At 66.4% G+C, this 22,965-nt stretch carries 24 protein-coding genes; 4 read left to right on the top strand and 20 right to left on the bottom strand.

The window, feature by feature from the left end; translation table 11 throughout:
• Positions 1-81: 81 nt before the first annotated feature.
• The 6 genes from asd to leuC all read right to left on the bottom strand — a co-directional run bounded on the left by asd (position 82) and on the right by leuC (position 4,942).
• A complete protein-coding gene (gene asd / locus WI26_RS18550; RefSeq protein ID WP_059466419.1) occupies positions 82-1,203 on the bottom strand; it encodes an aspartate-semialdehyde dehydrogenase in 1,122 nt (373 codons plus the stop codon).
• 82 nt (positions 1,204-1,285) lie between these two features.
• Positions 1,286-1,405 carry a hypothetical protein gene (locus WI26_RS33060; protein ID WP_039319027.1) on the bottom strand — a complete coding sequence of 40 codons (120 nt, stop codon included), beginning with the start codon at positions 1,403-1,405 and terminating at the stop codon, positions 1,286-1,288.
• A 118-nt stretch (positions 1,406-1,523) separates the two neighbouring features.
• A complete protein-coding gene (leuB, locus tag WI26_RS18540) occupies positions 1,524-2,591 on the bottom strand; it encodes a 3-isopropylmalate dehydrogenase (RefSeq protein WP_059466420.1) in 1,068 nt (355 codons plus the stop codon).
• A 75-nt stretch (positions 2,592-2,666) separates the two neighbouring features.
• On the bottom strand, positions 2,667-3,317 hold the full coding sequence (gene leuD / locus WI26_RS18535) for a 3-isopropylmalate dehydratase small subunit (RefSeq protein ID WP_059466421.1): 651 nt from the start codon (positions 3,315-3,317) through the stop codon (positions 2,667-2,669).
• A 65-nt stretch (positions 3,318-3,382) separates the two neighbouring features.
• Entirely contained in the window at positions 3,383-3,529 is a 147-nt protein-coding gene (locus tag WI26_RS18530) for an entericidin A/B family lipoprotein (protein WP_059450800.1), read from the bottom strand.
• A 3-nt stretch (positions 3,530-3,532) separates the two neighbouring features.
• Positions 3,533-4,942 carry a 3-isopropylmalate dehydratase large subunit gene (leuC, locus tag WI26_RS18525; RefSeq protein WP_059466422.1) on the bottom strand — a complete coding sequence of 470 codons (1,410 nt, stop codon included), beginning with the start codon at positions 4,940-4,942 and terminating at the stop codon, positions 3,533-3,535.
• A 280-nt stretch (positions 4,943-5,222) separates the two neighbouring features.
• Between leuC and WI26_RS18520 the strand changes: the two genes are divergently transcribed.
• Positions 5,223-5,555: a cupin domain-containing protein gene (locus tag WI26_RS18520; RefSeq protein ID WP_069226762.1), complete on the top strand. Its 333-nt coding sequence runs from the start codon at positions 5,223-5,225 to the stop codon at positions 5,553-5,555.
• A gap of 127 nt (positions 5,556-5,682) precedes the next feature.
• Entirely contained in the window at positions 5,683-6,408 is a 726-nt protein-coding gene (locus WI26_RS18515; RefSeq protein ID WP_069227779.1) for a glutathione S-transferase, read from the top strand.
• Positions 6,409-6,422: 14 nt separating this feature from the next.
• On the opposite strand, the gene WI26_RS18510 is transcribed toward WI26_RS18515, so the two are convergent.
• From WI26_RS18510 to WI26_RS18490, 5 genes are all read right to left on the bottom strand, one after another.
• Complete coding sequence (locus tag WI26_RS18510; protein WP_236849352.1) at positions 6,423-8,144, bottom strand: flavin monoamine oxidase family protein; 1,722 nt, start codon at positions 8,142-8,144, stop codon at positions 6,423-6,425.
• A gap of 15 nt (positions 8,145-8,159) precedes the next feature.
• Complete coding sequence (locus WI26_RS18505; RefSeq protein WP_069226761.1) at positions 8,160-8,642, bottom strand: aromatic-ring-hydroxylating dioxygenase subunit beta; 483 nt, start codon at positions 8,640-8,642, stop codon at positions 8,160-8,162.
• Positions 8,620-9,966: an aromatic ring-hydroxylating dioxygenase subunit alpha gene (locus WI26_RS18500; RefSeq protein ID WP_069226760.1), complete on the bottom strand. Its 1,347-nt coding sequence runs from the start codon at positions 9,964-9,966 to the stop codon at positions 8,620-8,622. The genes WI26_RS18505 and WI26_RS18500 overlap by 23 nt, the downstream gene beginning before the upstream one ends.
• A 157-nt stretch (positions 9,967-10,123) precedes the next feature.
• Positions 10,124-10,522 (bottom strand): DUF4440 domain-containing protein, encoded by a 399-nt coding sequence (locus WI26_RS18495; protein WP_069227777.1) that lies wholly within the window; start codon positions 10,520-10,522, stop codon positions 10,124-10,126.
• An 8-nt stretch (positions 10,523-10,530) separates the two neighbouring features.
• Positions 10,531-11,913, bottom strand: a complete 1,383-nt coding sequence (locus tag WI26_RS18490) for an MFS transporter (RefSeq protein WP_069226759.1) — start codon at positions 11,911-11,913, stop codon at positions 10,531-10,533.
• A gap of 138 nt (positions 11,914-12,051) precedes the next feature.
• Between WI26_RS18490 and WI26_RS18485 the strand changes: the two genes are divergently transcribed.
• Positions 12,052-12,957 carry a LysR family transcriptional regulator gene (locus WI26_RS18485; protein WP_069226758.1) on the top strand — a complete coding sequence of 302 codons (906 nt, stop codon included), beginning with the start codon at positions 12,052-12,054 and terminating at the stop codon, positions 12,955-12,957.
• 21 nt (positions 12,958-12,978) lie between these two features.
• On the opposite strand, the gene iaaH is transcribed toward WI26_RS18485, so the two are convergent.
• The 6 genes from iaaH to WI26_RS18455 form a co-directional block, all read right to left on the bottom strand.
• Positions 12,979-14,400 (bottom strand): indoleacetamide hydrolase, encoded by a 1,422-nt coding sequence (gene iaaH / locus WI26_RS18480; protein WP_081334299.1) that lies wholly within the window; start codon positions 14,398-14,400, stop codon positions 12,979-12,981.
• Positions 14,401-14,522: 122 nt separating this feature from the next.
• A complete protein-coding gene (locus WI26_RS18475; RefSeq protein ID WP_069226757.1) occupies positions 14,523-16,040 on the bottom strand; it encodes an amino acid permease in 1,518 nt (505 codons plus the stop codon).
• Between the two features lie 138 nt (positions 16,041-16,178).
• Positions 16,179-16,643, bottom strand: coding sequence for an Lrp/AsnC family transcriptional regulator (locus WI26_RS18470; protein ID WP_059510422.1), 465 nt, complete (start codon positions 16,641-16,643; stop codon positions 16,179-16,181).
• A 100-nt stretch (positions 16,644-16,743) separates the two neighbouring features.
• A complete protein-coding gene (locus WI26_RS18465; RefSeq protein WP_069227775.1) occupies positions 16,744-17,502 on the bottom strand; it encodes a dimethylarginine dimethylaminohydrolase family protein in 759 nt (252 codons plus the stop codon).
• A 227-nt stretch (positions 17,503-17,729) separates the two neighbouring features.
• Positions 17,730-18,983 carry a DUF1479 domain-containing protein gene (locus tag WI26_RS18460; protein ID WP_069226756.1) on the bottom strand — a complete coding sequence of 418 codons (1,254 nt, stop codon included), beginning with the start codon at positions 18,981-18,983 and terminating at the stop codon, positions 17,730-17,732.
• Between the two features lie 112 nt (positions 18,984-19,095).
• Positions 19,096-19,485: a VOC family protein gene (locus WI26_RS18455; protein WP_069226755.1), complete on the bottom strand. Its 390-nt coding sequence runs from the start codon at positions 19,483-19,485 to the stop codon at positions 19,096-19,098.
• 71 nt (positions 19,486-19,556) lie between these two features.
• Between WI26_RS18455 and WI26_RS18450 the strand changes: the two genes are divergently transcribed.
• Positions 19,557-20,525, top strand: coding sequence for a helix-turn-helix domain-containing protein (locus WI26_RS18450; protein ID WP_059510420.1), 969 nt, complete (start codon positions 19,557-19,559; stop codon positions 20,523-20,525).
• A 90-nt stretch (positions 20,526-20,615) separates the two neighbouring features.
• Here WI26_RS18450 and gltA read toward each other — a convergent pair whose 3' ends face one another.
• The 3 genes from gltA to WI26_RS18435 all read right to left on the bottom strand — a co-directional run bounded on the left by gltA (position 20,616) and on the right by WI26_RS18435 (position 22,965).
• Positions 20,616-21,917: a citrate synthase gene (gene gltA, locus WI26_RS18445; RefSeq protein ID WP_011881720.1), complete on the bottom strand. Its 1,302-nt coding sequence runs from the start codon at positions 21,915-21,917 to the stop codon at positions 20,616-20,618.
• A gap of 66 nt (positions 21,918-21,983) precedes the next feature.
• Positions 21,984-22,256: a succinate dehydrogenase assembly factor 2 gene (locus WI26_RS18440; protein WP_057923949.1), complete on the bottom strand. Its 273-nt coding sequence runs from the start codon at positions 22,254-22,256 to the stop codon at positions 21,984-21,986.
• A 7-nt stretch (positions 22,257-22,263) separates the two neighbouring features.
• On the bottom strand, positions 22,264-22,965 hold the full coding sequence (locus WI26_RS18435; RefSeq protein ID WP_038570896.1) for a succinate dehydrogenase iron-sulfur subunit: 702 nt from the start codon (positions 22,963-22,965) through the stop codon (positions 22,264-22,266).

Here is a 22,965-nt window from a genome sequence, read left to right as displayed (position 1 = left end):
AAAAACGCCTGCCGCCCCACGAGGGGCTGGCAGGCGTTTCGCATCGCGCGCCGACAACGCACGCGCGGTGCAGGTCGATCCTTACTTGTCGAGCAGGATGCGCAGCATGCGACGCAGCGGCTCGGCAGCGCCCCACAGCAGCTGGTCGCCGACCGTGAACGCCGACAGATATTCGCCGCCCATCGCGAGCTTGCGCAAGCGACCGACCGGCACCGTCAGCGTGCCGGTGATCTTCGCCGGCGACAGGTCGCGCATCGACGCTTCACGCTCGTTCGGCACGACCTTCACCCAGTCGTTGGCCGACGCGAGGATGCCGTTGATTTCGTCCAGCGGGACGTCCTTCTTCAGCTTGATCGTCAGCGCCTGCGAGTGGCAGCGCATCGCGCCGATCCGCACGCACAGCCCGTCGACCGGGATCGACCCGGGCTCGCCCATGGCCGGCTTGCCGAGGATCTTGTTGGTTTCCGCGCCGCCCTTCCACTCTTCCTTCGACATCCCGTTGCCGAGATCCTTGTCGATCCACGGAATCAGCGAACCCGCGAGCGGCACGCCGAACTGGCTCGTCGGCATTGCATCGCTGTTCATCGTCGCGAGCACGCGGCGATCGATGTCGAGAATCGCGGACGCCGGATCGGCGAGCTGTTCCTGCACCGAACCGTGCAGCGCGCCCATCTGCGACAGCAGTTCACGCATGTTCTGCGCGCCCGCGCCCGATGCGGCCTGATAGGTCATCGCCGTCATCCAGTCGACGAGGTTCTCGCGGAACAGGCCGCCGAGCGCCATCAGCATCAGGCTGACCGTGCAGTTGCCGCCGACGAAGTTCTTCGTGCCCTTGACGAGTGCGTCCTTGATCACGTCGAGGTTGACCGGATCGAGGATGATGACCGCGTCGTCCTGCATCCGCAGCGACGAGGCCGCGTCGATCCAGTAGCCGTTCCAGCCGGCCGCGCGCAGCTTCGGGAACACGTCGTTCGTGTAATCGCCGCCCTGGCACGTGATGATCACGTCGCACTTCTTCAGCTCGTCGACGTTGGTCGCGTCCTTGAGCGTAGTCTCGTTTTTCGCGAACGACGGTGCCTTGCCGCCCGTGTTGCTGGTGCTGAAAAACACCGGTTCGATCAGGTCGAAATCACCTTCTTCCTGCATGCGCTGCATCAGCACGCTGCCGACCATGCCGCGCCAACCTACGAGACCTACGTTCATGACTAACCCTTTGAATGGAGCTTCCCCGCCATTTCCGCCCCCGGCGTGACCGCGCGGGGAAACAGGCGGGCACGACGGACGATCAGCGTTTAATGATCGTTTTCGTGGTAATGGTTTTCGTGATGACGATGGCGCGCGTACCCGCACGGGCAGTGTTGCCGTGGAGTTTCAGGACCGGGGAGATCAGGGAAATCAGCGCCATCGTTCGAGTCTACACAAAGCTGGTTGGCCGCACAACGGCCAACCACGCGCGAACCGGCCGATTTCGCGGCCCGTTCGCGCCCTTTCTACAATTCACCGCGGATTGCTTGCCGTGCGCGTTACAGCGCGGCGACCACCGCGTCGCCCATCGCCGCCGTGCCGACCTGCTTGCAACCCGGCGTCGCGATGTCGCCGGTGCGATAGCCTTGTTCGAGCACCGTTTTCACGGCGCGCTCGATGCGATCGGCCTGCTCCGCGCGATTCAGCGAGTAGCGCAGCAGCATCGCGGCCGACAGGATCGTCGCCAGCGGGTTCGCGATGCCCTTGCCAGCGATGTCCGGCGCCGAACCGTGTGACGGCTCGTACAGGCCCTTGTTGTTCTTGTCGAGCGACGCCGATGGCAGCATGCCGATCGAGCCCGTCAGCATCGACGCCTCATCCGACAGGATGTCGCCGAACATGTTGCCGGTCACGATCACGTCGAACTGCTTCGGCGCCTTCGCGAGCTGCATCGCCGCGTTGTCGACGTACATGTGCGACAGCTCGACGTCCGCGTATTCCTTCGACACGTCGATCATGATGTCGCGCCAGAATTGCGACGTTTCGAGCACGTTCGACTTATCTACCGACAGCAGCTTCTTCGCGCGCTTGCGCGCGGCCTGGAACGCGACGTGCGCAATGCGGCGCACTTCCGGTTCCGAATAGCGCATCGTGTCGAAGCCTTCGCGCTCGCCGGCGAACGGGCCGTCGGGAGCCGCGCGCACGCCGCGCGGCTGGCCGAAGTAGATGTCGCCGTTCAGTTCGCGCACGATCAGGATATCGAGGCCCGCGACCAGCTCCGGCTTCAGCGGCGACGCGTCGACCAGTTGCGGATAGCAGATCGCCGGGCGGAAGTTCGCGAACAGCTCGAGATGCTTGCGCAGCCCGAGGATTGCCTGCTCGGGGCGCAGCGCGCGCTCGAGCGAGTCGTACTTCCAGTCGCCGACCGAGCCGAACAGGATCGCGTCGGCTTCCTTCGCGAGTTTCAGGGTCGCGTCCGGCAGCGGATGACCGCTCGCCTCGTAGCCCGCGCCCCCGACCGGCGCCTGTTCGAGTTCGAACTTCTCGTCGAGGGCGTTCAGCACCTTGACCGCTTCGTTGACGATTTCCGGACCGATGCCGTCGCCGGGCAGCACTGCAATCTTCATGCGTTATTCCTGACTGGATAGGTGTGGGTGGCAGGCTGGCGAGCGCACGTCATGCGCGCCCGCCCGGAGGCAATCTCAGCCGACCAGCTTGTTATTGAGCCACGGCTGCTTCGCAAGCCGCTCGGCCTCGAACTGGCGGATCTTGTCCGCGTGACGCAGCGTGAGGCCGATGTCGTCGAAACCGTTCAGCAGGCAGTACTTGCGGAACGCCGTGATGTCGAACGCATACTCGCGGCCGTCGGCCGTACGCACGACCTGCGCGTCGAGATCGATCGTCAGCTGATAGCCGTTGAACGCATACGTGTCGTTGAACAGGTGATCGACCTGCTGCTCGGTCAGCACGATCGGCAACAGTCCGTTCTTGTAGCAGTTGTTGAAGAAGATGTCGGCGAAGCTCGGCGCGATGATCGCGCGGAAGCCGTACTGCTGCAGCGCCCACGGCGCGTGCTCGCGCGAGCTGCCGCAGCCGAAGTTCTTGCGTGCGAGCAGCACCGATGCGCCCTGGTAGCGCGGCTGGTTCAACACGAAATCCGGGTTCAGCGGGCGCTTCGAGTTGTCCTGGCCCGGCTCGCCGTGGTCGAGGTAACGCCATTCGTCGAACGCGTTCGGGCCGAAGCCCGTGCGCTTGATCGACTTCAGGAACTGCTTCGGGATGATCGCGTCGGTGTCGACGTTCTCGCGATCGAGCGGCGCCACGACGCCGGTATGCACATTGAATTTTTCCATGATCCGTCTATCCGGTTGAAGGGCCGGCATTCAGCCGGCGCACATCGACAAATTCTCGGCGGATGTCACTCCGCGGCGCGCTGCAGTGCGTTGCCGGCGGCATTGACATCCTGGCCGAAGCCTCGGACGGTATTGCAGCCCGCAAGGCCGAAACCCAGCCCCGCGAGCGCCAGCGCGGCAACCAGCCGCGCGATGAGCTTCGATGCCGTCACGCGTTACCCCAGCTTGCGAATGTCGACGAAATGGCCTTCGATCGCCGCCGCCGCCGCCATCGCGGGGCTCACCAGATGCGTGCGGCCGCCCGCGCCCTGCCGGCCTTCGAAGTTGCGATTCGACGTCGACGCGCAGCGCTCGCCCGGATCGAGCCGGTCGGCGTTCATCGCGAGGCACATCGAGCAGCCGGGCTCGCGCCATTCGAAGCCTGCATCGGTGAACACCTTGTCGAGGCCTTCGCGCTCGGCCTGCGCCTTCACGAGGCCCGAGCCCGGCACGACCATCGCGAGGCGCACGTTCGATGCGATGCGGCGATTCAGCTTCTTCACGACATACGCGGCCGCGCGGATGTCCTCGATGCGCGCGTTCGTGCACGAACCGATGAAGATCTTGTCGACCTTGATCGACTCGATCGGCGTGTTCGGCTCGAGCGCCATGTAGGCCAGCGCGCGTTCCATCGCGTCGCGCTTGACCGGATCCTTCTCGCGCTCCGGATCGGGCACGCGACCGTCGATCGACGTGACCATTTCCGGCGACGTGCCCCACGTGACCTGCGGGACGATCTCGGCCGCGTTCAGCTCGACGACGCGGTCGAACTGCGCACCTTCATCGGACTTGAATTCGCGCCAGTATTCGACGGCCTGGTCCCATTCAGCGCCGGTCGGCACGAACGGACGGCCCTTCAGGTAATCGATCGTCGTGTCGTCGACGGCGACCATGCCCGCGCGCGCACCGGCTTCGATCGCCATGTTGCAGACGGTCATCCGGCCTTCCATCGTCAGCGCGCGAATCGTCGAGCCGCCGAATTCGATCGCGTAACCCGTGCCGCCGGCCGTGCCGATCTTGCCGATGATCGCGAGCACGATGTCCTTCGCGGTACAGCCGCGCGGCAGCGCGCCCTCCACCTTCACGAGCATGTTCTTGCTCTTTTTCTGCAGCAAGGTCTGCGTCGCGAGCACGTGCTCGACTTCCGACGTGCCGATGCCGTGCGCCAGCGCGCCGAACGCGCCGTGCGTCGACGTGTGCGAATCGCCGCAGACGATCGTCATGCCGGGCAGCGTCGCGCCCTGCTCCGGCCCGATGATGTGCACGATGCCCTGGCGCACGTCGTTCATCTTGAACTGCGTGATGCCGAACGCGTCGCAGTTCGCGTCGAGCGTGTCGACCTGGAGCTTCGAGACCGGATCGGCGATGCCGTGGCTGCGATCCGTGGTCGGGACGTTGTGGTCCGACACGGCCAGGTTCGCGCTGACGCGCCACACCGGGCGGTGCGCGACGTTCAGCCCTTCGAACGCCTGCGGGCTCGTGACTTCGTGCAGCAGCTGACGGTCGATGTAGAGCAATGCCGTGCCGTCGTCCTCGGTGTGGACGACGTGGGTATTCCACAGTTTGTCGTAGAGAGTCTGTGCCATGGGTATGCGGGGTCGTTGTGACTACAAGCCTTGCGGATGCGGTCGATTATGCCACGCAGAATGCGCCACGGCGCAGGCCGGAAGCTAAAAAACCCATTAAAAACAGTGGTTTGGCTAGTAGTGCCAATACCTGTATCGGCATTACCAGCCAAACGGCAGCATCGGACGACTTGGCTCGCCTTGCTCGCGATGTTCGCGTCGTGGCGGATTCCGGCATACGATGAAAACGGCGTGCGGCTGCACGCCCCCCCTTCACGGCCCGGCCCCGGAGCCCACGACGATGAAGCTCGGCATCAACGAATCGCTCGCCCGCCTCGACGCAGAAGGCACGCTGTTCACGACGCTGTTTCGCCACGGCTCGCTCGACGTCGAGCTGTACCGGCCGCGCGGCGAGGACCTGCAGACGCCGCATACGCGCGACGAGGTCTACGTGATCGCCACCGGCACGGCCCGCTTCGTCGTCGACGGACGCGAATGCGGCGTCGCGACGGGCGACGTGGTATTCGTTCCTGCATTCGCATCGCACCGTTTCGTCGGCTTCTCCGACGACTTCTCGACCTGGGTGTTCTTCTACGGCCCCGAAGGCGGCGAACGCGAAGAGCGCAGCGCGTGACACGCGGCAATCGCCGCGCTTCCCGCACGATCTCCTAGACTGTCTATTCGCAACGGGCGGCGCGACCGCCCTCCCCGCCATCACGATGCGCGCATGGCCCGGCGCATCGACCGGACAGGAGCACGGCATGCGATACGAACTTTATTACTGGCCCGAGATCCAGGGCCGCGGCGAATATGTGCGGCTCGCGCTCGAGGCGGCCGGCGCCGACTATGTCGACGTCGCGCGCGAATCGGGGCGCGGCATGGGCGTGTCGACAATGATGCGACTGATGGACAGCACGAACACCGAGTGCGTGCCGTTCGCGCCGCCGTTCCTGAAGGCCGGCGACGTGATCGTCGGACAGACCGCGAACATCCTGCTGTTTCTCGGCTCACGGCTCGGGCTCGCGCCCGACGACGAAGCCGGGCGGCTGTGGGTTCATCAACTCCAGCTGACCGTCGCCGATTTCGTCACCGAGATCCACGATACGCATCATCCGATCGGCAGCGGGCTGTACTACGAGGATCAGAAAGCGGAGGCCGCCGAGCGCGCGGCCGATTTCCTCGCACACCGTCTGCCGAAGTTTCTCGGCTACTTCGATCGCGTGCTCGAGCAGAATCCGCACAAAGGCGGTTACATCGCCGGCGGCGCGCTCAGCTATGCGGACCTGTCGATGTTCCAGCTGATCGAAGGGCTGCGTTATGCGTTCCCGAAGGCGATGAAGCGCGCGGAGCGCAAGGTCGCGGGACTCGTCGGCCTGCACGATCGCGTTGCACGGCATCCGCCCGTCGCGCGCTATCTGGAGTCGCCGCGCCGCATCCCGTTCAACGACATGGGGATCTTCCGGCACTACCCGGAGCTGGACAAGTAACGCAGGCCGCCGCGTCAGTCGCCGTAGCGATAGCGGCTGCGCATCGCGTCGAGCGGATTGCCGTCGGCGAGCGTCCCGCCGAGACTTCGGATCACCGCGCTCGCCGCGTTGATCGCGGTCTGCACCGCTCCCTCGATCCAGCCGCCCGTGAACGAACAGCAGCAGCCGGCCAGGTAGATGCCGCGGTCCGACGACGGGTCGGCGGCCGTCTGGAACTGGTAGAACAGCGCCTGCGAATGGATGTCCTCGCCCGGATAGTTCAACTTGAATGCCCCGAGCGCATAGCGGTCCGACAACCAGTCGTGGCTCGTGACGTTGCGTGCGTAATCGTCGTCGAGCGGCCGCAGATGCGCGGCGAACGCCGGCGAGACGACGCCGATCTCGGCCACGAGACGCTTGAACCGCTCTACCTTGTCGGTGAGCGACAGAATCTTGTGCGAATCGTCTTCCCACGTGTAGCTGATCAGCACGACGCCGTGTGCGTCGGGGTCGTCCGGTGCGTAATCGAGACAGTAGATGCCGCGCGCCAGCGTGTCCGTCTGAATGTTGTGCGGCAGCCCGTGCCTGAGCCAGAACTTGTCGCGGGTCAGCACGAACAGCTTCGACGAGCTGACCATGTGTGTCTCGTTGATCGCGCGAACGACGTTCGGTTCGAACAGGTTCGCGATGCCGGTGATGCCCATGCCGACCTGCATCGCGCGCGTCGTGGTCGCGACGATCACGCGGTCGAATACGTGCGTCGCTCCGTCGTCGAGCGTGAGCACGAAGGTGCCGTCCGGCTGCTTCGCCACGTGCCGCACGGCGGCATGGACGATGCAGTCGCGCACCCGAGCATCGCCCCTGCCATCGTCGAGCAGCCCCTGAGCTAGCGTGAAGATGCCAGCCGGGATCAGCCGCTGATCGACTTCGAGCTCGTTGACCACGATCCGCAGGATCTCGAGGAACGATGCGCGATAGACTGGCTGGAAGCCTCCCGAGCCGATGCCGAGCGTGCCGAACAGGCGCAGGTCTTCGCCCTTGCGCCAGCGCGCGCCGCCAGGCGGCGTCGCGCCCGTGAAGATCTTGACGATCGCCGAGTAGAAGGACTCGTCGCCGAACCGGTCGATGTACTGCTGCCAGCCGTGCCGCGCGTCGTCGTAGCGATGCGCGCGCAACAGCGCCGTCAGTTCGGCCGGGGCGGGCAACTGCGTGCCGTCGTCGAGCCGCACGCCTTCGCGAATGAACGCGCGCCAGCCGCGATCGACGCGATCGAACAGCGCGGGAGGTGCATCGCCAGCGGGCCAGCGATACGCATGGCCCTGGTAGTGGATCTCGGTGTCGACGACACCCGGATCGGGAAACACGGACGCACTGTCGACGGCGAACCGCTCGAGATAGTGGTAGAGCGCGGCCTGTGATGGCGGGAAACGCATCGCGCCCATTTCGGCGAGCAGGTGCGGATGGTCCGGATTGATCGACTGGGACAGCAGGCGGCCGCCCACGCGCGCGCGGTTCGCCTCGAACACGACAACCTGCCGTGCACCCGCGCGCAGCAGTTCGCAGGCGGCGACGAGGCCGCTGACGCCCGCGCCGACGATCGCGATCCGTGCGTCGCGCGCGCACTGCGCCGGCAGCGTGCCGAGATGTCCGCCGGTGCGGGACAAGAAGGCGCCGTAGTCGTACAGCGTATCGATGTACGGCAACGTATGCGGCAGGAATTCAGGAGCGTTCATGTGGTCGGGAACGAAAATGGACATGCTCGCCGCATGCATTCAGACAGGCAGGTGGATGCTGCCCAGCGGCGCATCGGCATTGACGAGATCGACACGCTTCACGCGGATGCGCAACGCGTCGTCGCATACCGCGAGTTCATGGGTGTACCAGCCGGCGAACAGCGTCTGTTCGTCGCGTCGCGTTTCGACGTAGTGAAACGGCGTGCGCAGCACGTAAGCGCCGCGTCCGGGGTCGATTTGATCGACGTGCGGCTGCTGGAGCAGATGGTGGCCGCGACTCGCCGGCTGCTGCGAGAACGTCCGGCGCCCCGCCAGCCGCTCGATCCGGATGCGCAGCAGCAGCCGGTCCTCGTCCATCAGCGCGCCGTGCAGCGCGGTATCGGGCTGATCCGGCGACAGCGGCATCCAGTAGCGGGCATCGTCCGCGTACAGCGCGAGCCATTCGTCATAGCGCCGCTCGTCGAGCAGGCGTGCCTCGCGATAAACGAACGCGGCGAGCTCATCGTGCGGAAATACGCGCATCTGCGGCCTCCTGTATCGATACGGGCGCGATGTACTGCAGCCACGCCCGGAACTGGTTCCGGATCTGCCGTTCGCTGGTGCCGTTCGTCTCCGACGTGGGCTGCGCGAACTCCTGCGGCTCGAACAGCCGCCCGACATGCACCCAGTCGCGCGCCTGCGTGGCGAGGCCGCGCTGTGCGCGTTCGTACATTTCGAGATCGTCGTGCGCAACGATCGACGTCGGCGCATTGATCAGTCGGTTGTAGGCCAGCGTGCGCTCGAACAGCGAATCGGGCGCGCCGACGAGACGGAACGACCACGACTCCACCAGCGTGCGGTCCACCGCCAGCGGCTTGAACACGCGCAGGATCTGGATCGGCCCTTTCACCATCGCATTCGGAAACAGCACCGTGTTGTGGCGCACTTCGCCGAGAATCCGCCCGGCACGCGCTTCGCCGTAGGCCGCGATCATCTTCTCGTGATAGCCGGGGATCGGTGTGTAGCGCGCGTGAATCGAATCCACGGTGCCGGTGTGACCATGTCCGTTGGGCCACACACGCAATCCCATCTGCTCGAAGAACGCGTGCGGCTGGATGAACGGCTCCAGCAGCTCGACCGCCATCGGCTTCGCCTGCTGCGTGCCGTCACGCTCCCACACGCGTACGGCCGTGCCGGCCGACGACTCGTGCGCGACCATCGGATGGCAGGTGTCGGTCTGGTTCTCGACCAGCATCTTCCAGTTGCATCCGTGCACATAGCGGAACACGCCGCCCGCGACCTCGACTCGACCTTCCGGCGAGCGATCGACGAGATTGTCGAGCGACGACAGCGCATCGCCGAAGTACGCATCGAAATCGACACCGGACCGACTCAGGCGACAGAACACGAAACCGCGATGCTCATGGGTCGCGCCGACCGCCTGCATTCCCTTGCTCGCTTCGCACGATTCGAAGCCCGTGTCTGCGTAGCCGCGCCGCAGCGGAATCGCGTAGAGACTGCCGTCGGTTCGGTATGACCACGCGTGATACGGGCAGCGGAAGAACGTACCCGTGTTGCCGGAGGCATCCGATACCAACTGCGTGCCCTTGTGCGAACAGCGGTTGTGCAGCACCCGCACCGAACCGTCGCCGTGGCGCACCATCACGACCGGCTCGGCGCCGATCGTCGTCGTCACGTAGTCACCCGTTGCCGGAATCTGGCTGACATGGCCGACGTAGACCCACGTGTTCCAGAACAGATGGCGCATCTCCAGCTCGAAGATGCGCGGCGACAGATAGAGATCCTTATGAACCTCCGTATCGCGCACGAGCGAAGCCACGGCATCGGTGAACGATGGCGCCGTCATGCGCGCCCCCGACTACGGACGCGATGCGGCCGCGCGTCCTCGTGACGCACGATATCGATTTCTTTTGTTGTCATCTCTCAGGTTTCTGCTTGGTATGCCACTCGGAGGAGCATGAGCCTGCCGCCGTGCGGCGGTCGGCAAGCGGTGCGCGGGACGGTCAGCCCGTCACCGGTGTCTCGTGCAAGCGCAGCCAGCCGATGCGGCCATCCGTGTCGCGCTCGAACACGACGGTCGAACGGCGCACGGTTCGCCGCCCCGCCGCGTCCGTCTGCGTTTCGCGATAGGCGATCGTCGATCCGCCCGGCCACGCGCTCACCTCATGCAGTTCGTCGATCGCGATCCGCAGGCCGGGCCGTGCACCGAAGCCGCGCGAAAACAGGATGTCGATATCCGCGTAGTCGAGCGCATGCCCATGCAGCGAGATCATCGAGAAGTCCCGCGAAAAGCGAGCGAGCAGCGGCGCGAGCGCGTCGCGCGACGCGCTGCCGGACAACCATTGCTCGATGTCGACGTGTGCGTCGACCACTTCCTGGAAAAACGGGTTTGACGAATTCATCTCGAAACTCATGAACGTTGAGAGGCGGCACGCCCGGCGGGCGCGCGATGCGCAGCGAGGCGCATGACGAACGGCAGCGGCAGCAGCGTCGCCAGCGCACCGAGGCCGAAACATTGCTGGTACGGCAGCCGCCCGTCGTCGCCGGACATCGACAGCAGGAAGTTCAACGCACTGCCCAGCACCGCGACGCCGAGGCAGAAGCTCAGTTGTCGGTTGATGTTCCACAGCGCGCTCGCATCGCCCATTCGCGCGGCCGGGACATCGACAAACGCCGCGCTTTGCGACGTGCTCGTGCACATGCTGGCGCCGAGCCCCATCGCGACGAATGCGAGCACGCGCCCGGCCTCGAAACCGGCAAGCGGAGTTGCAAGCATCACGATCCCGATCGCGTCGATCGCGATCCCGCACATGAACAGCGGTTTCGGCCCCCACTTCGGGAAACAGCGGCGCGTCGTCGCGATCGCGGCGAACGACGCGATCGCCCACGGCACCATCAGCGCGCCCGTATGCGTCGCGCTGAGCCCGAGCGCATTCTGCAGGTACAGTGCGGCGACGAGGTTCACGCCCGTGAACACGCCCGGCACGCACAGATAGACGATCAGCCCGATCCGCAGCAGCGGCTGGGCGACCAGGCGCAAGTCGAGCAGCGGCGCGGCAGCCCGGCGCGCATGCACGACATACGCAGCGCCGGCGACGAGCGCGATCGTGAGCGGAACGAATGCGTCGCGGCCCGCGCCCGGCTGTCCCGCGAACGTCAGGCCGAGCAGCAGCGCGACGAGCGCCACGGCGCTCAGCCCGAGGCCGCGAACGTCGAGCGCCGGCGGGCTGCCATCCGGTTCGTCGGCCGGCAGCCACGCGAACGCAAGCATGCTCGTGACCACGGCGAGCGGCAGCATCCCGAAGAAGATCGCCCGCCACGACACGCGATCGACGACCACGCCGCCAAGCGCCGGCGACAGCGCCGGCACGAGCAGCGCGACCATCATCACGATCGACGTCAGGTGCGCCCGCGCATCGGGCGGATACGCGCGATAGGCCATCGTCTGCCCGACCGGGATCAGCAATCCGCCGCCGAGCCCCTGGATCAGCCGCCATGCCAGCAGTGCACCGATCGACGCCGACAGGCCGACGCCGACGCTGCCGAGCGCGAACAGCAGCAGCGACGCGATCAGCAGCCGGCGCTCGCCGAGGCGCCGCGCGACCCACGTGCCAAGCGGGATCACGACCGTCAGCCCGAGCACGTACGTGTTGCCGATCCACGCGAGCTGGGCGACCGACGCGTGCAGCTCGCGCTGGATCGTCGGGTAGGCGGCGTTGATGACGAACATGTTGGCGAGGTCGATCGCGAATCCGAGCAGGTAAACGGCGGCGATTTTCGAGCGATCGGTCATGGCGGCGGAAGACGAACGAAACGCCGCAGTGTAAGGTTCGCCGCGCACGTCGATAAGCCCGGCCGGACGGCAAGACTGGTCGAAAAATTTTGACAATCAGGGCACCATGTCGGTTTTCCGCCTCGCATCCGACACGTCATGGTGAGTCTCGATCGTTTCGCCGTCTTCCGCGCCGTCGTGGAAGCTGGGTCGTTTACGGCCGCCGCAGCCCAGCTGAACCAGGCCCGGGCCGCGGTGAGCTTCAACATCAAGCAGCTGGAAGCCGAGCTCGGCGTCGCGCTGCTCACGCGCACCACGCGGCGGGTCGAGCTGACCGACGCGGGCGAGCGCTTCCATGCGCGCTGCCTGCGCGTGCTGGAGGAAGCCGAAAGCGCGATCGACGACGCGCGCGGCGAACATGGTGGAATGCACGGCGTGCTGCGCGTGACGTCGACCGTGGAGTACGGGACGATGGTCGTCGCCCCGGCGCTTCACACGTTCATGCAGCAGCATCCCGCGCTGCGCGTGCGGCTCGAAACGCATGCGTCGCAGGTCGACCTGGTGCGCGAGCGCGTCGACGTCGCGATCCGGCTCGGTCGCCTCGAACAATTCCAGGATCTGCCGTACCGCGGCGCGTGCCTCGCGACGTATGAAGTGCGGCCCGTCATCGCGCCGTCATTGCTCGCCGCTGCCGGCCTGTCGCACATCGAGTCGCCGGACACGCTCGCCCGGTTGCCGCAACTCGGCCATACGCGGCTCGAGCGCATCGCCTCGTGGCAGCTCGCCGATCGCGACGGCAACCCGCACGCGTTCCGGCCCGGCGCCAAGCCGCGCGTCGTGGTCGACAACGCGTCGGTCCTGCGCGTGCTCGCGCGGCAAGGCAGCGGTGTCGCACTGCTGCCCGAATGGGTCGTGCGCGACGATCTCGCGAGCGGCGCGCTGATCGATGCGCTCCCCGGCTACCGGTTTCCGCCGCAGGCGGTCTATGCGCTGTACCCGTCGACCCCGCACGTACCGCAGAAAGTACGTGCATGGGTCGACTTCATGAAGGCATATCTGGCCTGAACGCGGCACGCGCGCATCAACTCAGGCGCGCGCCGCCTCGTCCCGCAGCAGCGCGTCGATCCGCCGGGCGATCGCGAGCAGGCGGCGATCGGCGCCCCACGGCCCTTCCAGCATCAGCCCGACCGGCAGCGCCGTGCGCGCGGAGCGCCCGGCCGGGATCGAGACGGATGGCACGCCCGCGAGCGTCGCCGGCGAAGTCTGGCGCACGATGCGCGCGAACAGCGCCGCATCCTGCTCGGCGCTCATCGCGGCCGTGTCGTCGAGCGATGGCGGCTCGCCCGGCACCGTGGGCAACGCGATGCAATCGACCGGCGTGCCGAACGCGTCGTCGTACCAGCGCACGAGACGCTGACGGCATGCGATCGCGTCCGCATAGGCCTGCGCATCGACCGGCGCGGACACGAAGGACCGGAAGATCGCGCGGACGTCGTCGCTCGCGATCCGCTCGACGAACGTGTCGAACGCAATGCCGAGCCGCTCCGTCGCGAAGCGGCGCCAGTACCGGTTTGCCTCGTATCCCGCGATCGGAAAGCCGCATGCTTCGCTGGCGTCGTGCAGCGGCATCGCCGGCAACGGCACGAGCGTCGCGCCGGCCGCCGCGAACGACGCCAGCGCACGCTCGATGCAGATCGCGACACCGGGATCGAGCGCGTCGAAGTACGGTGCCCCGGGCACGCCGACGCGGAACTGCGGCCATTCCGGTGCGGTCACGGCGCTGTCGTCGCGCGTCAGCACCGCATCGAGCAGCAACAGATCGTCGATGCCATGGCCGATCGGCCCTACCGTGTCGCGCGTGGGCGACAGCGACAGCACGCCGTGCGCCGAATAGCGCTGCGCGGACGGCCGCAATCCGTAGACACCGCAGAATGCGGCCGGAATCCGCACCGAGCCGCCCGTGTCGGTACCGAGACCGAACGGGATGCCGGCCGCCACGGCCGCCGCCGTCCCGCCGCTCGACCCGCCAGCGATACGCCGCGGATCCTGCGGATTGCCGACCGCGCCGAAGTGCCGGTTGCCGCTGGTGATGCCGAACGCAAGCTCGTGCATGTTCGCCTTGCCCAGCGGCACCGCGCCGGCGTCGAGCAGGCGTCGCACGGTCAGCGCGTCCGCCGCCGCCCGATAGCCGCTCACCGCCGGGCTCGCGCCGAGCGTCGGCATCCCGGCGGTATCGAGGTTGTCCTTGATCACGAACGGCACGCCGGCAAGAGGCAGCATGTCGCCTCGAGCGACGCGCGCATCGACATGCTCGGCCGTGCGGCGCGCGAGTTCTTCATCGACGTGCGCCATCGCATTGAGCGGCGCAATCGCCGCGAGACGCGCAAGTGCGTCGTCGGCCAGGTCGACAGCGCGGCGTTCGGCCATACGCACGGCATCGGCAAGCTCGCGCACACTGGCGGCGGAAACGAATGAAAGGGAAGAAACGCGGTTCGGCTGTGTTGTCATGTTGTGTGCTGGACGCGGAATCGATCGGGAAACGCGCGACGCGCCGGAGGCCTCGTCCGGCACGCTACGCGAACGCGATGGTATCCCGGCCGGCGGCCGCACGCACGCCGTGCGCCGCACGACTACCGCTCGCGCGCTTGCCCCGTTTCGTCGGCCGGGCGCATCAGCCACGGCCCGATCTCCATCTCCTCGTACCGCACGAGCCGGCTCTTGCGCACGCGACGATACGCCCACCAGATCGCGACGAACAGCGGGATCCATACATAGATCGACAGCACTTCCATCCAGTCGACGCGGGCCGCGAAGAATGCCTGGTAATCCTGCCCTAGCGAAATCACGATGCAGATCGCGATCGCGAACAGCGGCCCGAACGGGAACCACTTCGCACGATATGGCAGTTGATCGAGCCGGTAGCCCTGCTTCAGAAAGCCCTTGCGGAACCGGTAGTGGCAGACCGCGATGCCGAGCCACGCGATGAAGCCGGTGATGCCGACCGTATTGAGCAGCCACAGATAGATGCTCTGATTGTTGGTCAGCGACGTAAGGAAGCACAACCCGCCCACCGCCATCGTCGCGTAAAGCGCGTTGCGCGGCACGCCGCTCGGCGAAAGCGTCGCGAACATCGCGGGCGCACGGCCTTCCGCCGCGAGGTTGTACAGCATCCGCGTGGCCGCATACGTGCCGGAGTTGCCGGCCGACAACACGGCCGTCAGGATCACGAGGTTCATCGCGCCCGCGGCAAGCGGAAAGCCCGCATGGCTGAACACAAGCGTGAACGGGCTCACGCCGATGTCGGTCACGTCGCTCTTCAGCAGGTTCGGATCGGTGTACGGCACCAGCAGGCCGATCACGAAAATCGCGAGCACGTAGAACAGCATGATCCGCCAGAAGATCTGCTTCACCGCGCGCGGGATCGTCTTGCGCGGGTTTTCCGATTCGCCGGCCGTGATCCCGACCAGCTCGGTGCCGAGGAACGAGAAGCCCGCGATCAGCGCGACGCTCATCATCGCGTGCACGCCGCCGACGAACGGCGCGTCACCGGTCCTGAAGTTGCGCCAGCCGACCGGCTGCCCGTTGCCGAGCAGGCCGGCCGCGATCAGCAATCCCGCCGCGATGAACGCGATCACGGTGACGACCTTGATCAGCGAGAACCAGTATTCGGATTCGCCGAAGCCGCGCACCGAGAGCGTGTTCAGCAGGAAGATCAGCACCAGGAACCCCGCGCCCCACCACACGCCCGGCACGGCTGGAAACCAGTAGCGCATCACGATCTGCCCGGCGACGAGTTCGATCGCGATCGTCACCGCCCAGCTGTACCAGTAGGTCCAGCCGAGCGCAACGCCGAAGCCTTCGTCGACGTACTTCTCGCCGTAGATCGCGAACGAGCCCGACACCGGCATCAGCGCGGCCATCTCGCCGAGCCCCGTGACGACGAAGTAGACCATCAGCCCGATCGCGATATACGCGGCGATCGCGCCACCCGGCCCCGCCTGCGCGACCGACGCACCCGATGCGACGAACAGCCCCGTGCCGATCGAGCCGCCGATCGCGATCATCGCGATGTGGCGGCTCTGCAGCCGGCGTTTCAGCGCCGTCCCGGACGGCGCGGCCGTCTCCACTGCCGTTTGCAAAGCATCCATAGTGTTCACCCTGATTGGATTCGGGTCGCCCCGATTGATTCGGAATACCAATCGATTGGCCCGGTTATTCGCGTCGAAACCGGTCCGGCCCGCCAGGCCGTGCGTCCGGTGCCGGCGGCCCGGACGCGCACGGCCGCGTCAGACCACGCTGCGCTTGATCGCCTGCAGCTCGGCCGTCGTCACGATTTTCTCGATCCGGAAGCGAGGGCTTTCCAGCCACACGTTCGCGATCCGCCGGTATTCGTCGAGGTCCTCGCACGCGAGCCGCACGAGAAAATCGAACGTGCCGCTGACGAGCCAGCAGTCGAGCACCGCCGGGTTGTTCCGCATCTCGTCCTCGAACGGCGCCTGCGAACGCCCGTGGTCGGCCAGCACGATCTGCGCGATCACGACGATCGGCTTGGCCGCGCGCGGCGCCTTGATCACCGCGCGATAGCCTTCGATCACGCCAAGCGCCTCGAGCCGCTCCACGCGCGCCTGACACGGACGCGGCGTGAGGTTCACGAGCTCCGACAGCTTCCGGTACGAAATCCGTCCATCTGTGCGCAGGATGTCGAGAATCCGGAGGTCGATCTTGTCGAGCTGCATTTTCTTGTCGGTCATCCGCATTCGCTCCGGTCGGGTCGTGGCTGGTGCGCGGAGCGTCTCCTCCAGTTCCGCGCGGGGCCACATTATCCGGCCGAAGCGGCCGCGCGCCAATCGGCTAGAAGCGCAGCGACAGGCAGGTCAGGCCGCCGTCCATCTTGCGGAACTCGCTCGTGTCGATCACATGCAACGGCAGCCCGAGGGCGCTGATCGCGTCGTGCACGCGCGGATAGCCGGCCGGCGTGATCAGCGTGCCGTTCACGCGCAGCGTGTTGCCCGCGTATTCGTCGGCGGCCGAGACGGCGATCCGGCGATAGTCGGTGAATGCCGGATGCGCGGCCAGCGCCTCGGTCACGAGCAGCGTGTCGTCGCCAAGCGCGTTGACGACCGACTTCAGGTGCAGGCCCGCGCCGACCGGCACCGCGACGACCGAATAGCCGAAGCGCGACACCAGCGACTCGAACTCGGCAATGCCGTCGGCATCGGTACGGCTCGTCAGGCCGATATAGAAACGCTTGCCGACCAGCATCACGTCGCCGCCGTCGAGCCGGCCCGCCTGCATCGGCAGCAGGTCGCGATGCGCGCGGAGCGCAACTTCGATGTGCACCGTCTCGCCGCGCCGCGCGGGCGCCCCCGGGCGCGTGATCACCGCGAATTCAGGCGTGACGACCGCGACGTCCTCGACGAAGTGCGAATCGGGGAAAGCGTCCAGCGGCGGCAGTTCGGTCAGTTCGACGCCGAGGCCGCGCAGCGCATCGCAGTAGGCGTGGAACTGCGTGAGCGTCTTGTCGTAGTCGGGCGCACCGAGCGCGGCGGTGGTGAGACCCGCGCCGCAGGACGGCGCGGGACGGCGAACGATCGCTTGCGTGAATTGCATCGACTCCTCCATGGTCACGCTGCCCCCGTGCGGCGCACGGGGCAGCTACGTTGTGTTCGGACCATTATCGGAAGCCAAATTGCGCAATTCGCGTCGAATTCGGGCGTTCCCGCAGCCGATCGCGTCGAATTGCAGGCAGAACACAGCGGATTCGGCAAACGGCCGGCGCGCGCGGGCAAACCCGCCGTACGCGGATGCCGGAGCGGCCGATGCATCTGCTGCCGCCGTTATGCAGCGACAGGCACGAACCCCATTTGCGCACGCCCCAGCGCCGTCAGATCGCCTTCGCCTGCTCGTCCGTCGAAATCGACCTCGAAATGATCGGCCGGAAAATCGGGCGGGCTGTCGCCGCGCAGGAACGCGAGCCGCTGGCGCTGCAGGTACGCATCGTTCTTCGCGCAACCGGGCGCGGCCGCGATGTACATCACGTTGCTGTCGCCGCTGCCGCGATGCGCATCCTCGACCGCGTGCACGACGTCGCCGTGCCAGAACACCGCGTCGCCCGGTTCCATGTGCGGAATCGGCACCAGCGCGTCGAGCAGCAACGCGTGCCATTCGGGCAGGATCGACAGCGCGCGACCCGGGCGCGCGCCGCACAGGTCGTCGTCGGCGACGTCGTCCTGCAGCGCACGCAACACGACGTACGCCATCGCGTTCGCAACCGGGATCAGCTGCAGCGTGCCGTCGCCGGGCCCTTGCGGCGTCAGTGCGGTCCAACCCTGGAACGTGCGGAACATCGAGCACACGGCCGGCGACGGAATTTCCTCGACGCCGGGGCGGAATGCGGCGTCGAATGGATCGTAATCGCGCCAGCTACCGGCGAGCACGTGGCGATACACCTGCCGGAAATTCGCGCCGAGCCAGCGTTCGACCGAACCGCCGTCGACGTGCGGCGACAGCCCGAGCGACGTCGAGCCCGGCGGCCGGCGGCGGATCCGGTCCGCGTACGCCGGCACCTGGTCGGGATCGAAATGCATGCGCGTGCCGTCCGCATGACGCCACAGGCGGTTCAGGAACACGCGTGCCTGCGTGAGGGCCGGCGACTGGCGCGCGGCCACCTGCGGCTTCGACCAGTAGACGCCGTAAATCTGCGGTTTGCCCGACGCGAGGTTGCCGAAGTAGCGGTCCTCGGCGCGCGCATGCAGCCGCTCGGCGAAGCGGTTCGCATCCAGATAGGTGCCGATCTCGTCGTTCCAGTCGCGCGCCTGCTGCGCGTCGAACACGCCGCGAATCACCGCTGCGCCGTGCGCGCGAATCGCGGCGACCGCCTGCGGATCGACACGGCCGCTCGCGATATCCGCGAAGCGCAGCACCGGAATCACGTCGCGGCCTTGCGCGTGCGCGCGGCGGATCGCGTCGACCTGCCGCGCGATGTCCCCCTCCAGCTCGCGGAACGTGGCCGCGTAACCGGGCAGGTCGGCGCGCAGCGCCCTTTTTGCCGTGCGGATCGCGGCCGGCAGATCGTCAATCGTCAGGTGCATCGTCGTCTCCTCGCTGAATCGTGTGTCGTGGTGAGCATTCAGCGTACGGCCGACGCGTCATCACCATCGATACTATCCAGCCAACTATCGATACAATTCCGACAACCGCTCGCTACTCGCGACGATGGCAGACCACGCACAGCTTGTTGCCGTCCGGGTCGCGGAAATACGCGCCGTAGTAGTCGGGGTGATAGTGCGGGCGCAAGCCCGGCGGCCCGTCGCAGGTGCCGCCGTGCTGCAGCGCGAGCGCATGACAGCGGTCGACCTGCGTGCGGGTCGTCGCGTTGAACGCGATCGTATGGCCGTTGCCCGGTTCGGGCGCGTGGCCGTCGAGGGGCCGGCCGAAGAAGAACAACGGCCGGTCGGTATCGGCCGGCATCCAGCCCGACCAGCCATCCGGCTCGCTGAACTTCAGGCGCAGCCCAAGCTCCGCGAGCAGCGGCGCGTAGAACTCGTCCGCGCGCGCGGTATCGCTGACGCCTACGCAAACATGTGAAAACATGGCATCGCTCCGTCGTGACGATCGATCACGATCATGCCACGGCGCGTTGCCCCGCTCGACCTGAGGTCGCGATGAAACCGCAGTACGAGCATGTGACGTTCGCCCCCGGCTGTTCGATTCGCGTGTATCACCGTCAGCTCGCGCACATTCCGTTCGAATGGCACCGACATCCCGAGTACGAACTGACGCTGACGCTGAACAGCCGGGGCCGGCGCTTCGTCGGCGATCATGTCGCCCAGTACGCGGACGACGACCTGGTGCTCGTCCCGCCCAACCTGCCGCACACGTGGTCGTCGAATGCGCGCATCGATCGCGATGCGCCGGAAGTCGCGCTCGTCGTCTGGTTCGACGGCGACTGGGCACGGCGCATGGCCGACTGCTGCCCCGAGTACGCGCCGCTGCGCTCGCTGCTGCGTCGGGCGGCGCCCGGCCTCGCGTTCGACGCCGAGACGGGCCGCGCGATGCGCGCTCGCTTGCCGCAGCTGCTCGACTCATCGCCGCGCGTCCGCCTCGCGGCCGCACTCGACACGCTCGCCGATCTCGCCGAAGCCGGCGGCGAACCGCTCGCCACCGCGCAGGCCTATGGCCGGCCTGACGCAGCCGCAACATCGGCCGACTCGGCCGCGCCCGAAGCCGAACGCCTCGACCGCGTGCTCGATGCGATCGACCGGCACTTCCACGAGCCGCTGCGCATCGACGCGCTCGCCGCCGTCGCGCACATGTCCGAACGCACGCTGCAGCGGCTATTCGCGCGGCATCTCGGCGAAAGCGTCGGCCGCTACGTGCAGCGGCTGCGGCTTGCGCATGCGTGCCGCCACCTGATCGGCACCGAATGGCCGATCGCGACGGTCGCTGCACGCTGCGGCATTCCGAACGCCGCGAACTTCAACCGCCAGTTCCTTGCCGCGCGCGGGATGACGCCCGGCGCATACCGGCAGTTCTTCGCACGGCACGGCCACGCTCCCGACGCCGGCACGCAGCCACCGCTCGACACGCGGCCGCCGTCGCTGGAACGCCATGTCGTTCGGCCGCGCAAATGAAAACACCCCGGCGGGATGACCCACCGGGGTGTCGGGGCGTTGCGATTGCCGGACGCGAGCGACCTTGCGGCCATTCGCGCCGCGCACGACTTAACGTGCGTTGAGCGGCTTCGCTTCGCGCGGCGTGTCGCCGATGAACAGCTGACGCGGACGGCCGATCTTCTGTTCCGGATCCGCGATCATTTCGTTCCACTGTGCAATCCAGCCGACCGTACGTGCCATCGCGAAGATACACGTGAACATCGACGTCGGGATGCCCAGCGCGCGCTGCACGATGCCCGAGTAGAAGTCGACGTTCGGGTACAGCTTGCGCGACACGAAGTATTCGTCTTCCAGTGCGATCTTCTCGAGCTGCATCGCGAGCTTGAACAGCGGGTCGTCGTGCAGGCCGAGTTCGTTCAGCACTTCGTAGCACGTTTCGCGCATCAGCTTCGCACGCGGGTCATAGTTCTTGTACACGCGGTGGCCGAAGCCCATCAGCTTCACGCCCGAATTCTTGTCCTTCACCTGCTTGATGAATTCGGGGATGTTGTCCGGCGAACCGATCTGCTCGAGCATGTTCAGCGCGGCTTCGTTCGCACCACCGTGCGCCGGGCCCCACAGACACGCGATGCCGGCTGCGATACACGCGAACGGGTTCGCGCCCGACGAGCCGGCCAGGCGGACCGTCGACGTCGAAGCGTTCTGCTCGTGGTCGGCGTGCAGGATCAGGATACGGTCGAGTGCGCGGACGAGCACGTCGTTGACCTTGTACTCTTCGCACGGGTTCGAGAACATCATGTGCATGAAGTTCGCGCTGTACGACAGCGAGTTCTTCGGGTACACGAACGGCTGGCCGATGCTGTACTTGTATGCCATCGCAACGAGCGTCGGCAGCTTCGCGATCATGCGGATCGCCGACACTTCGCGGTGACGCGGATCGTTGATGTCGAGCGAGTCGTGGTAGAACGCGGACAGCGCGCCGACCGCGGCGACCAGGATCGCCATCGGGTGCGCGTCGCGGCGGAAGCCACGGAAGAAGAAGTGCATCTGCTCGTGCACCATCGTGTGCTTCGTGACCGTGTCGACGAATTCCTTCTTCTGCGCAGCGTTGGGCAGCTCGCCCTTCAGCAGCAGGTAGCAGGACTCGAGGAAGTCGGCATTCTGCGCGAGGTTGTCGATCGGGTAACCGCGGTACAGGAGTTCGCCCTTGTCGCCGTCAATGTACGTGATCGCCGAATTACACGAAGCCGTCGACATGAAGCCCGGGTCGTAAGTGAACTTGCCGGTCTGGCCGTACAGCTTGCGGATGTCGATCACGTCCGGGCCCATCGTACCCTTGTAGATCGGCATTTCGACGCTCGGCGAGTTGTCGCTGAACGATAGCGTGGCTTTAACATCAGACGGAGTCATGGCACATCCTCAATCGAAATAAAGAAACGGGATTCGATAACGGGCACAGCGCGTTACACCTTGGCGTTACACGTTGCGCAGCATCTCCAACAGCCGGTGAATGTCCGGGCTGTCTAGGTCGCCCTCTGGTTCCTTGCGCGCGAGGAGCAAGTCCATCAGGTCGTTGTCGCTCAGATCGAGCAGGCGCGACAACGCGCCTACGTCTGCATCGGTGAGGTCATGCTCGTATCTGCTGAAGAAACGCTCGAATACGATGTCGTTCTCCAGCAGACCCCGCCGCGCGCGCCAGCGCAGGCGCGCGCGGCGGTGCGGGTCGGATTGATGCGAATCGTCGCTCATCACGAATTTAAACCGCGCGACGAACCATCAGTTCCTTGATCTTGCCGATCGCCTTCGTCGGGTTCAGGCCCTTCGGGCAAACGTCGACGCAGTTCATGATCGTGTGGCAACGGAACAGACGGTACGGGTCTTCCAGGTTGTCGAGACGCTCGCCGGTGGCGGTGTCACGGCTATCCGCGATGAAGCGGTAAGCCTGCAGCAGGCCGGCCGGGCCGACGAACTTGTCCGGGTTCCACCAGAAGCTCGGGCACGACGTCGAGCAGCTCGCGCACAGAATGCACTCGTACACGCCGTCGAGCTCGTCGCGCTCTTCCGGCGACTGGAGGCGTTCCTTCTCCGGCGGCGGCGCGTCGTTGATCAGGTACGGCTTGATCGAGTGATACTGGTTGAAGAAGTGCGTCATGTCGACGATCAGGTCGCGCACGACGGGCAGGCCCGGCAGCGGGCGCAGCACGATCTTCTGCGGCAGGTCGTTCAGGTTCGTCAGGCACGCGAGACCGTTCTTGCCGTTGATGTTCATCGCGTCGGAACCGCACACGCCTTCACGGCACGAGCGGCGGAACGACAGCGTCTCATCCACGGCCTTCAGCTTGACCAGTGCGTCGAGCAGCATGCGCTCATGCTTGATCTCGAGCTCGTACGTCTGCATGCGCGGCGCCGCGTCCTTGTCCGGATCGTAGCGGTAGACTTCAAAAATGCGTTTTGCCAT

The organism is Burkholderia diffusa (assembly GCF_001718315.1).
GTDB classification, from domain to species: domain Bacteria; phylum Pseudomonadota; class Gammaproteobacteria; order Burkholderiales; family Burkholderiaceae; genus Burkholderia; species Burkholderia diffusa_B.
This window is presented reverse-complemented; position numbering and strand designations above follow the sequence as displayed.

Coding starts and splice junctions, on each gene's coding strand:
- leuB (WP_059466420.1), bottom strand. CDS start 2,591: ATGAAGATTGCAGTGCTGCCCGGCGACGGCATCGGTCCGGAAATCGTC.
- WI26_RS18495 (WP_069227777.1), bottom strand. CDS start 10,522: ATGAATTCGTCAAACCCGTTTTTCCAGGAAGTGGTCGACGCACACGTC.
- leuC (WP_059466422.1), bottom strand. CDS start 4,942: ATGGCACAGACTCTCTACGACAAACTGTGGAATACCCACGTCGTCCAC.
- WI26_RS18440 (WP_057923949.1), bottom strand. CDS start 22,256: ATGAGCGACGATTCGCATCAATCCGACCCGCACCGCCGCGCGCGCCTG.
- WI26_RS18500 (WP_069226760.1), bottom strand. CDS start 9,966: ATGACGGCGCCATCGTTCACCGATGCCGTGGCTTCGCTCGTGCGCGAT.
- WI26_RS18470 (WP_059510422.1), bottom strand. CDS start 16,643: ATGACCGACAAGAAAATGCAGCTCGACAAGATCGACCTCCGGATTCTC.
- WI26_RS18465 (WP_069227775.1), bottom strand. CDS start 17,502: ATGCAATTCACGCAAGCGATCGTTCGCCGTCCCGCGCCGTCCTGCGGC.
- WI26_RS18515 (WP_069227779.1), top strand. CDS start 5,683: ATGCGATACGAACTTTATTACTGGCCCGAGATCCAGGGCCGCGGCGAA.
- WI26_RS18505 (WP_069226761.1), bottom strand. CDS start 8,642: ATGCGCGTATTTCCGCACGATGAGCTCGCCGCGTTCGTTTATCGCGAG.
- WI26_RS18490 (WP_069226759.1), bottom strand. CDS start 11,913: ATGACCGATCGCTCGAAAATCGCCGCCGTTTACCTGCTCGGATTCGCG.
- WI26_RS18520 (WP_069226762.1), top strand. CDS start 5,223: ATGAAGCTCGGCATCAACGAATCGCTCGCCCGCCTCGACGCAGAAGGC.
- gltA (WP_011881720.1), bottom strand. CDS start 21,917: ATGACTCCGTCTGATGTTAAAGCCACGCTATCGTTCAGCGACAACTCG.
- WI26_RS18510 (WP_236849352.1), bottom strand. CDS start 8,144: ATGTCCATTTTCGTTCCCGACCACATGAACGCTCCTGAATTCCTGCCG.
- WI26_RS18460 (WP_069226756.1), bottom strand. CDS start 18,983: ATGCACCTGACGATTGACGATCTGCCGGCCGCGATCCGCACGGCAAAA.
- WI26_RS18435 (WP_038570896.1), bottom strand. CDS start 22,965: ATGGCAAAACGCATTTTTGAAGTCTACCGCTACGATCCGGACAAGGAC.
- WI26_RS18485 (WP_069226758.1), top strand. CDS start 12,052: ATGGTGAGTCTCGATCGTTTCGCCGTCTTCCGCGCCGTCGTGGAAGCT.
- WI26_RS18450 (WP_059510420.1), top strand. CDS start 19,557: ATGAAACCGCAGTACGAGCATGTGACGTTCGCCCCCGGCTGTTCGATT.
- leuD (WP_059466421.1), bottom strand. CDS start 3,317: ATGGAAAAATTCAATGTGCATACCGGCGTCGTGGCGCCGCTCGATCGC.
- asd (WP_059466419.1), bottom strand. CDS start 1,203: ATGAACGTAGGTCTCGTAGGTTGGCGCGGCATGGTCGGCAGCGTGCTG.
- WI26_RS18455 (WP_069226755.1), bottom strand. CDS start 19,485: ATGTTTTCACATGTTTGCGTAGGCGTCAGCGATACCGCGCGCGCGGAC.
- WI26_RS18475 (WP_069226757.1), bottom strand. CDS start 16,040: ATGGATGCTTTGCAAACGGCAGTGGAGACGGCCGCGCCGTCCGGGACG.
- iaaH (WP_081334299.1), bottom strand. CDS start 14,400: ATGACAACACAGCCGAACCGCGTTTCTTCCCTTTCATTCGTTTCCGCC.
- WI26_RS33060 (WP_039319027.1), bottom strand. CDS start 1,405: ATGGCGCTGATTTCCCTGATCTCCCCGGTCCTGAAACTCCACGGCAAC.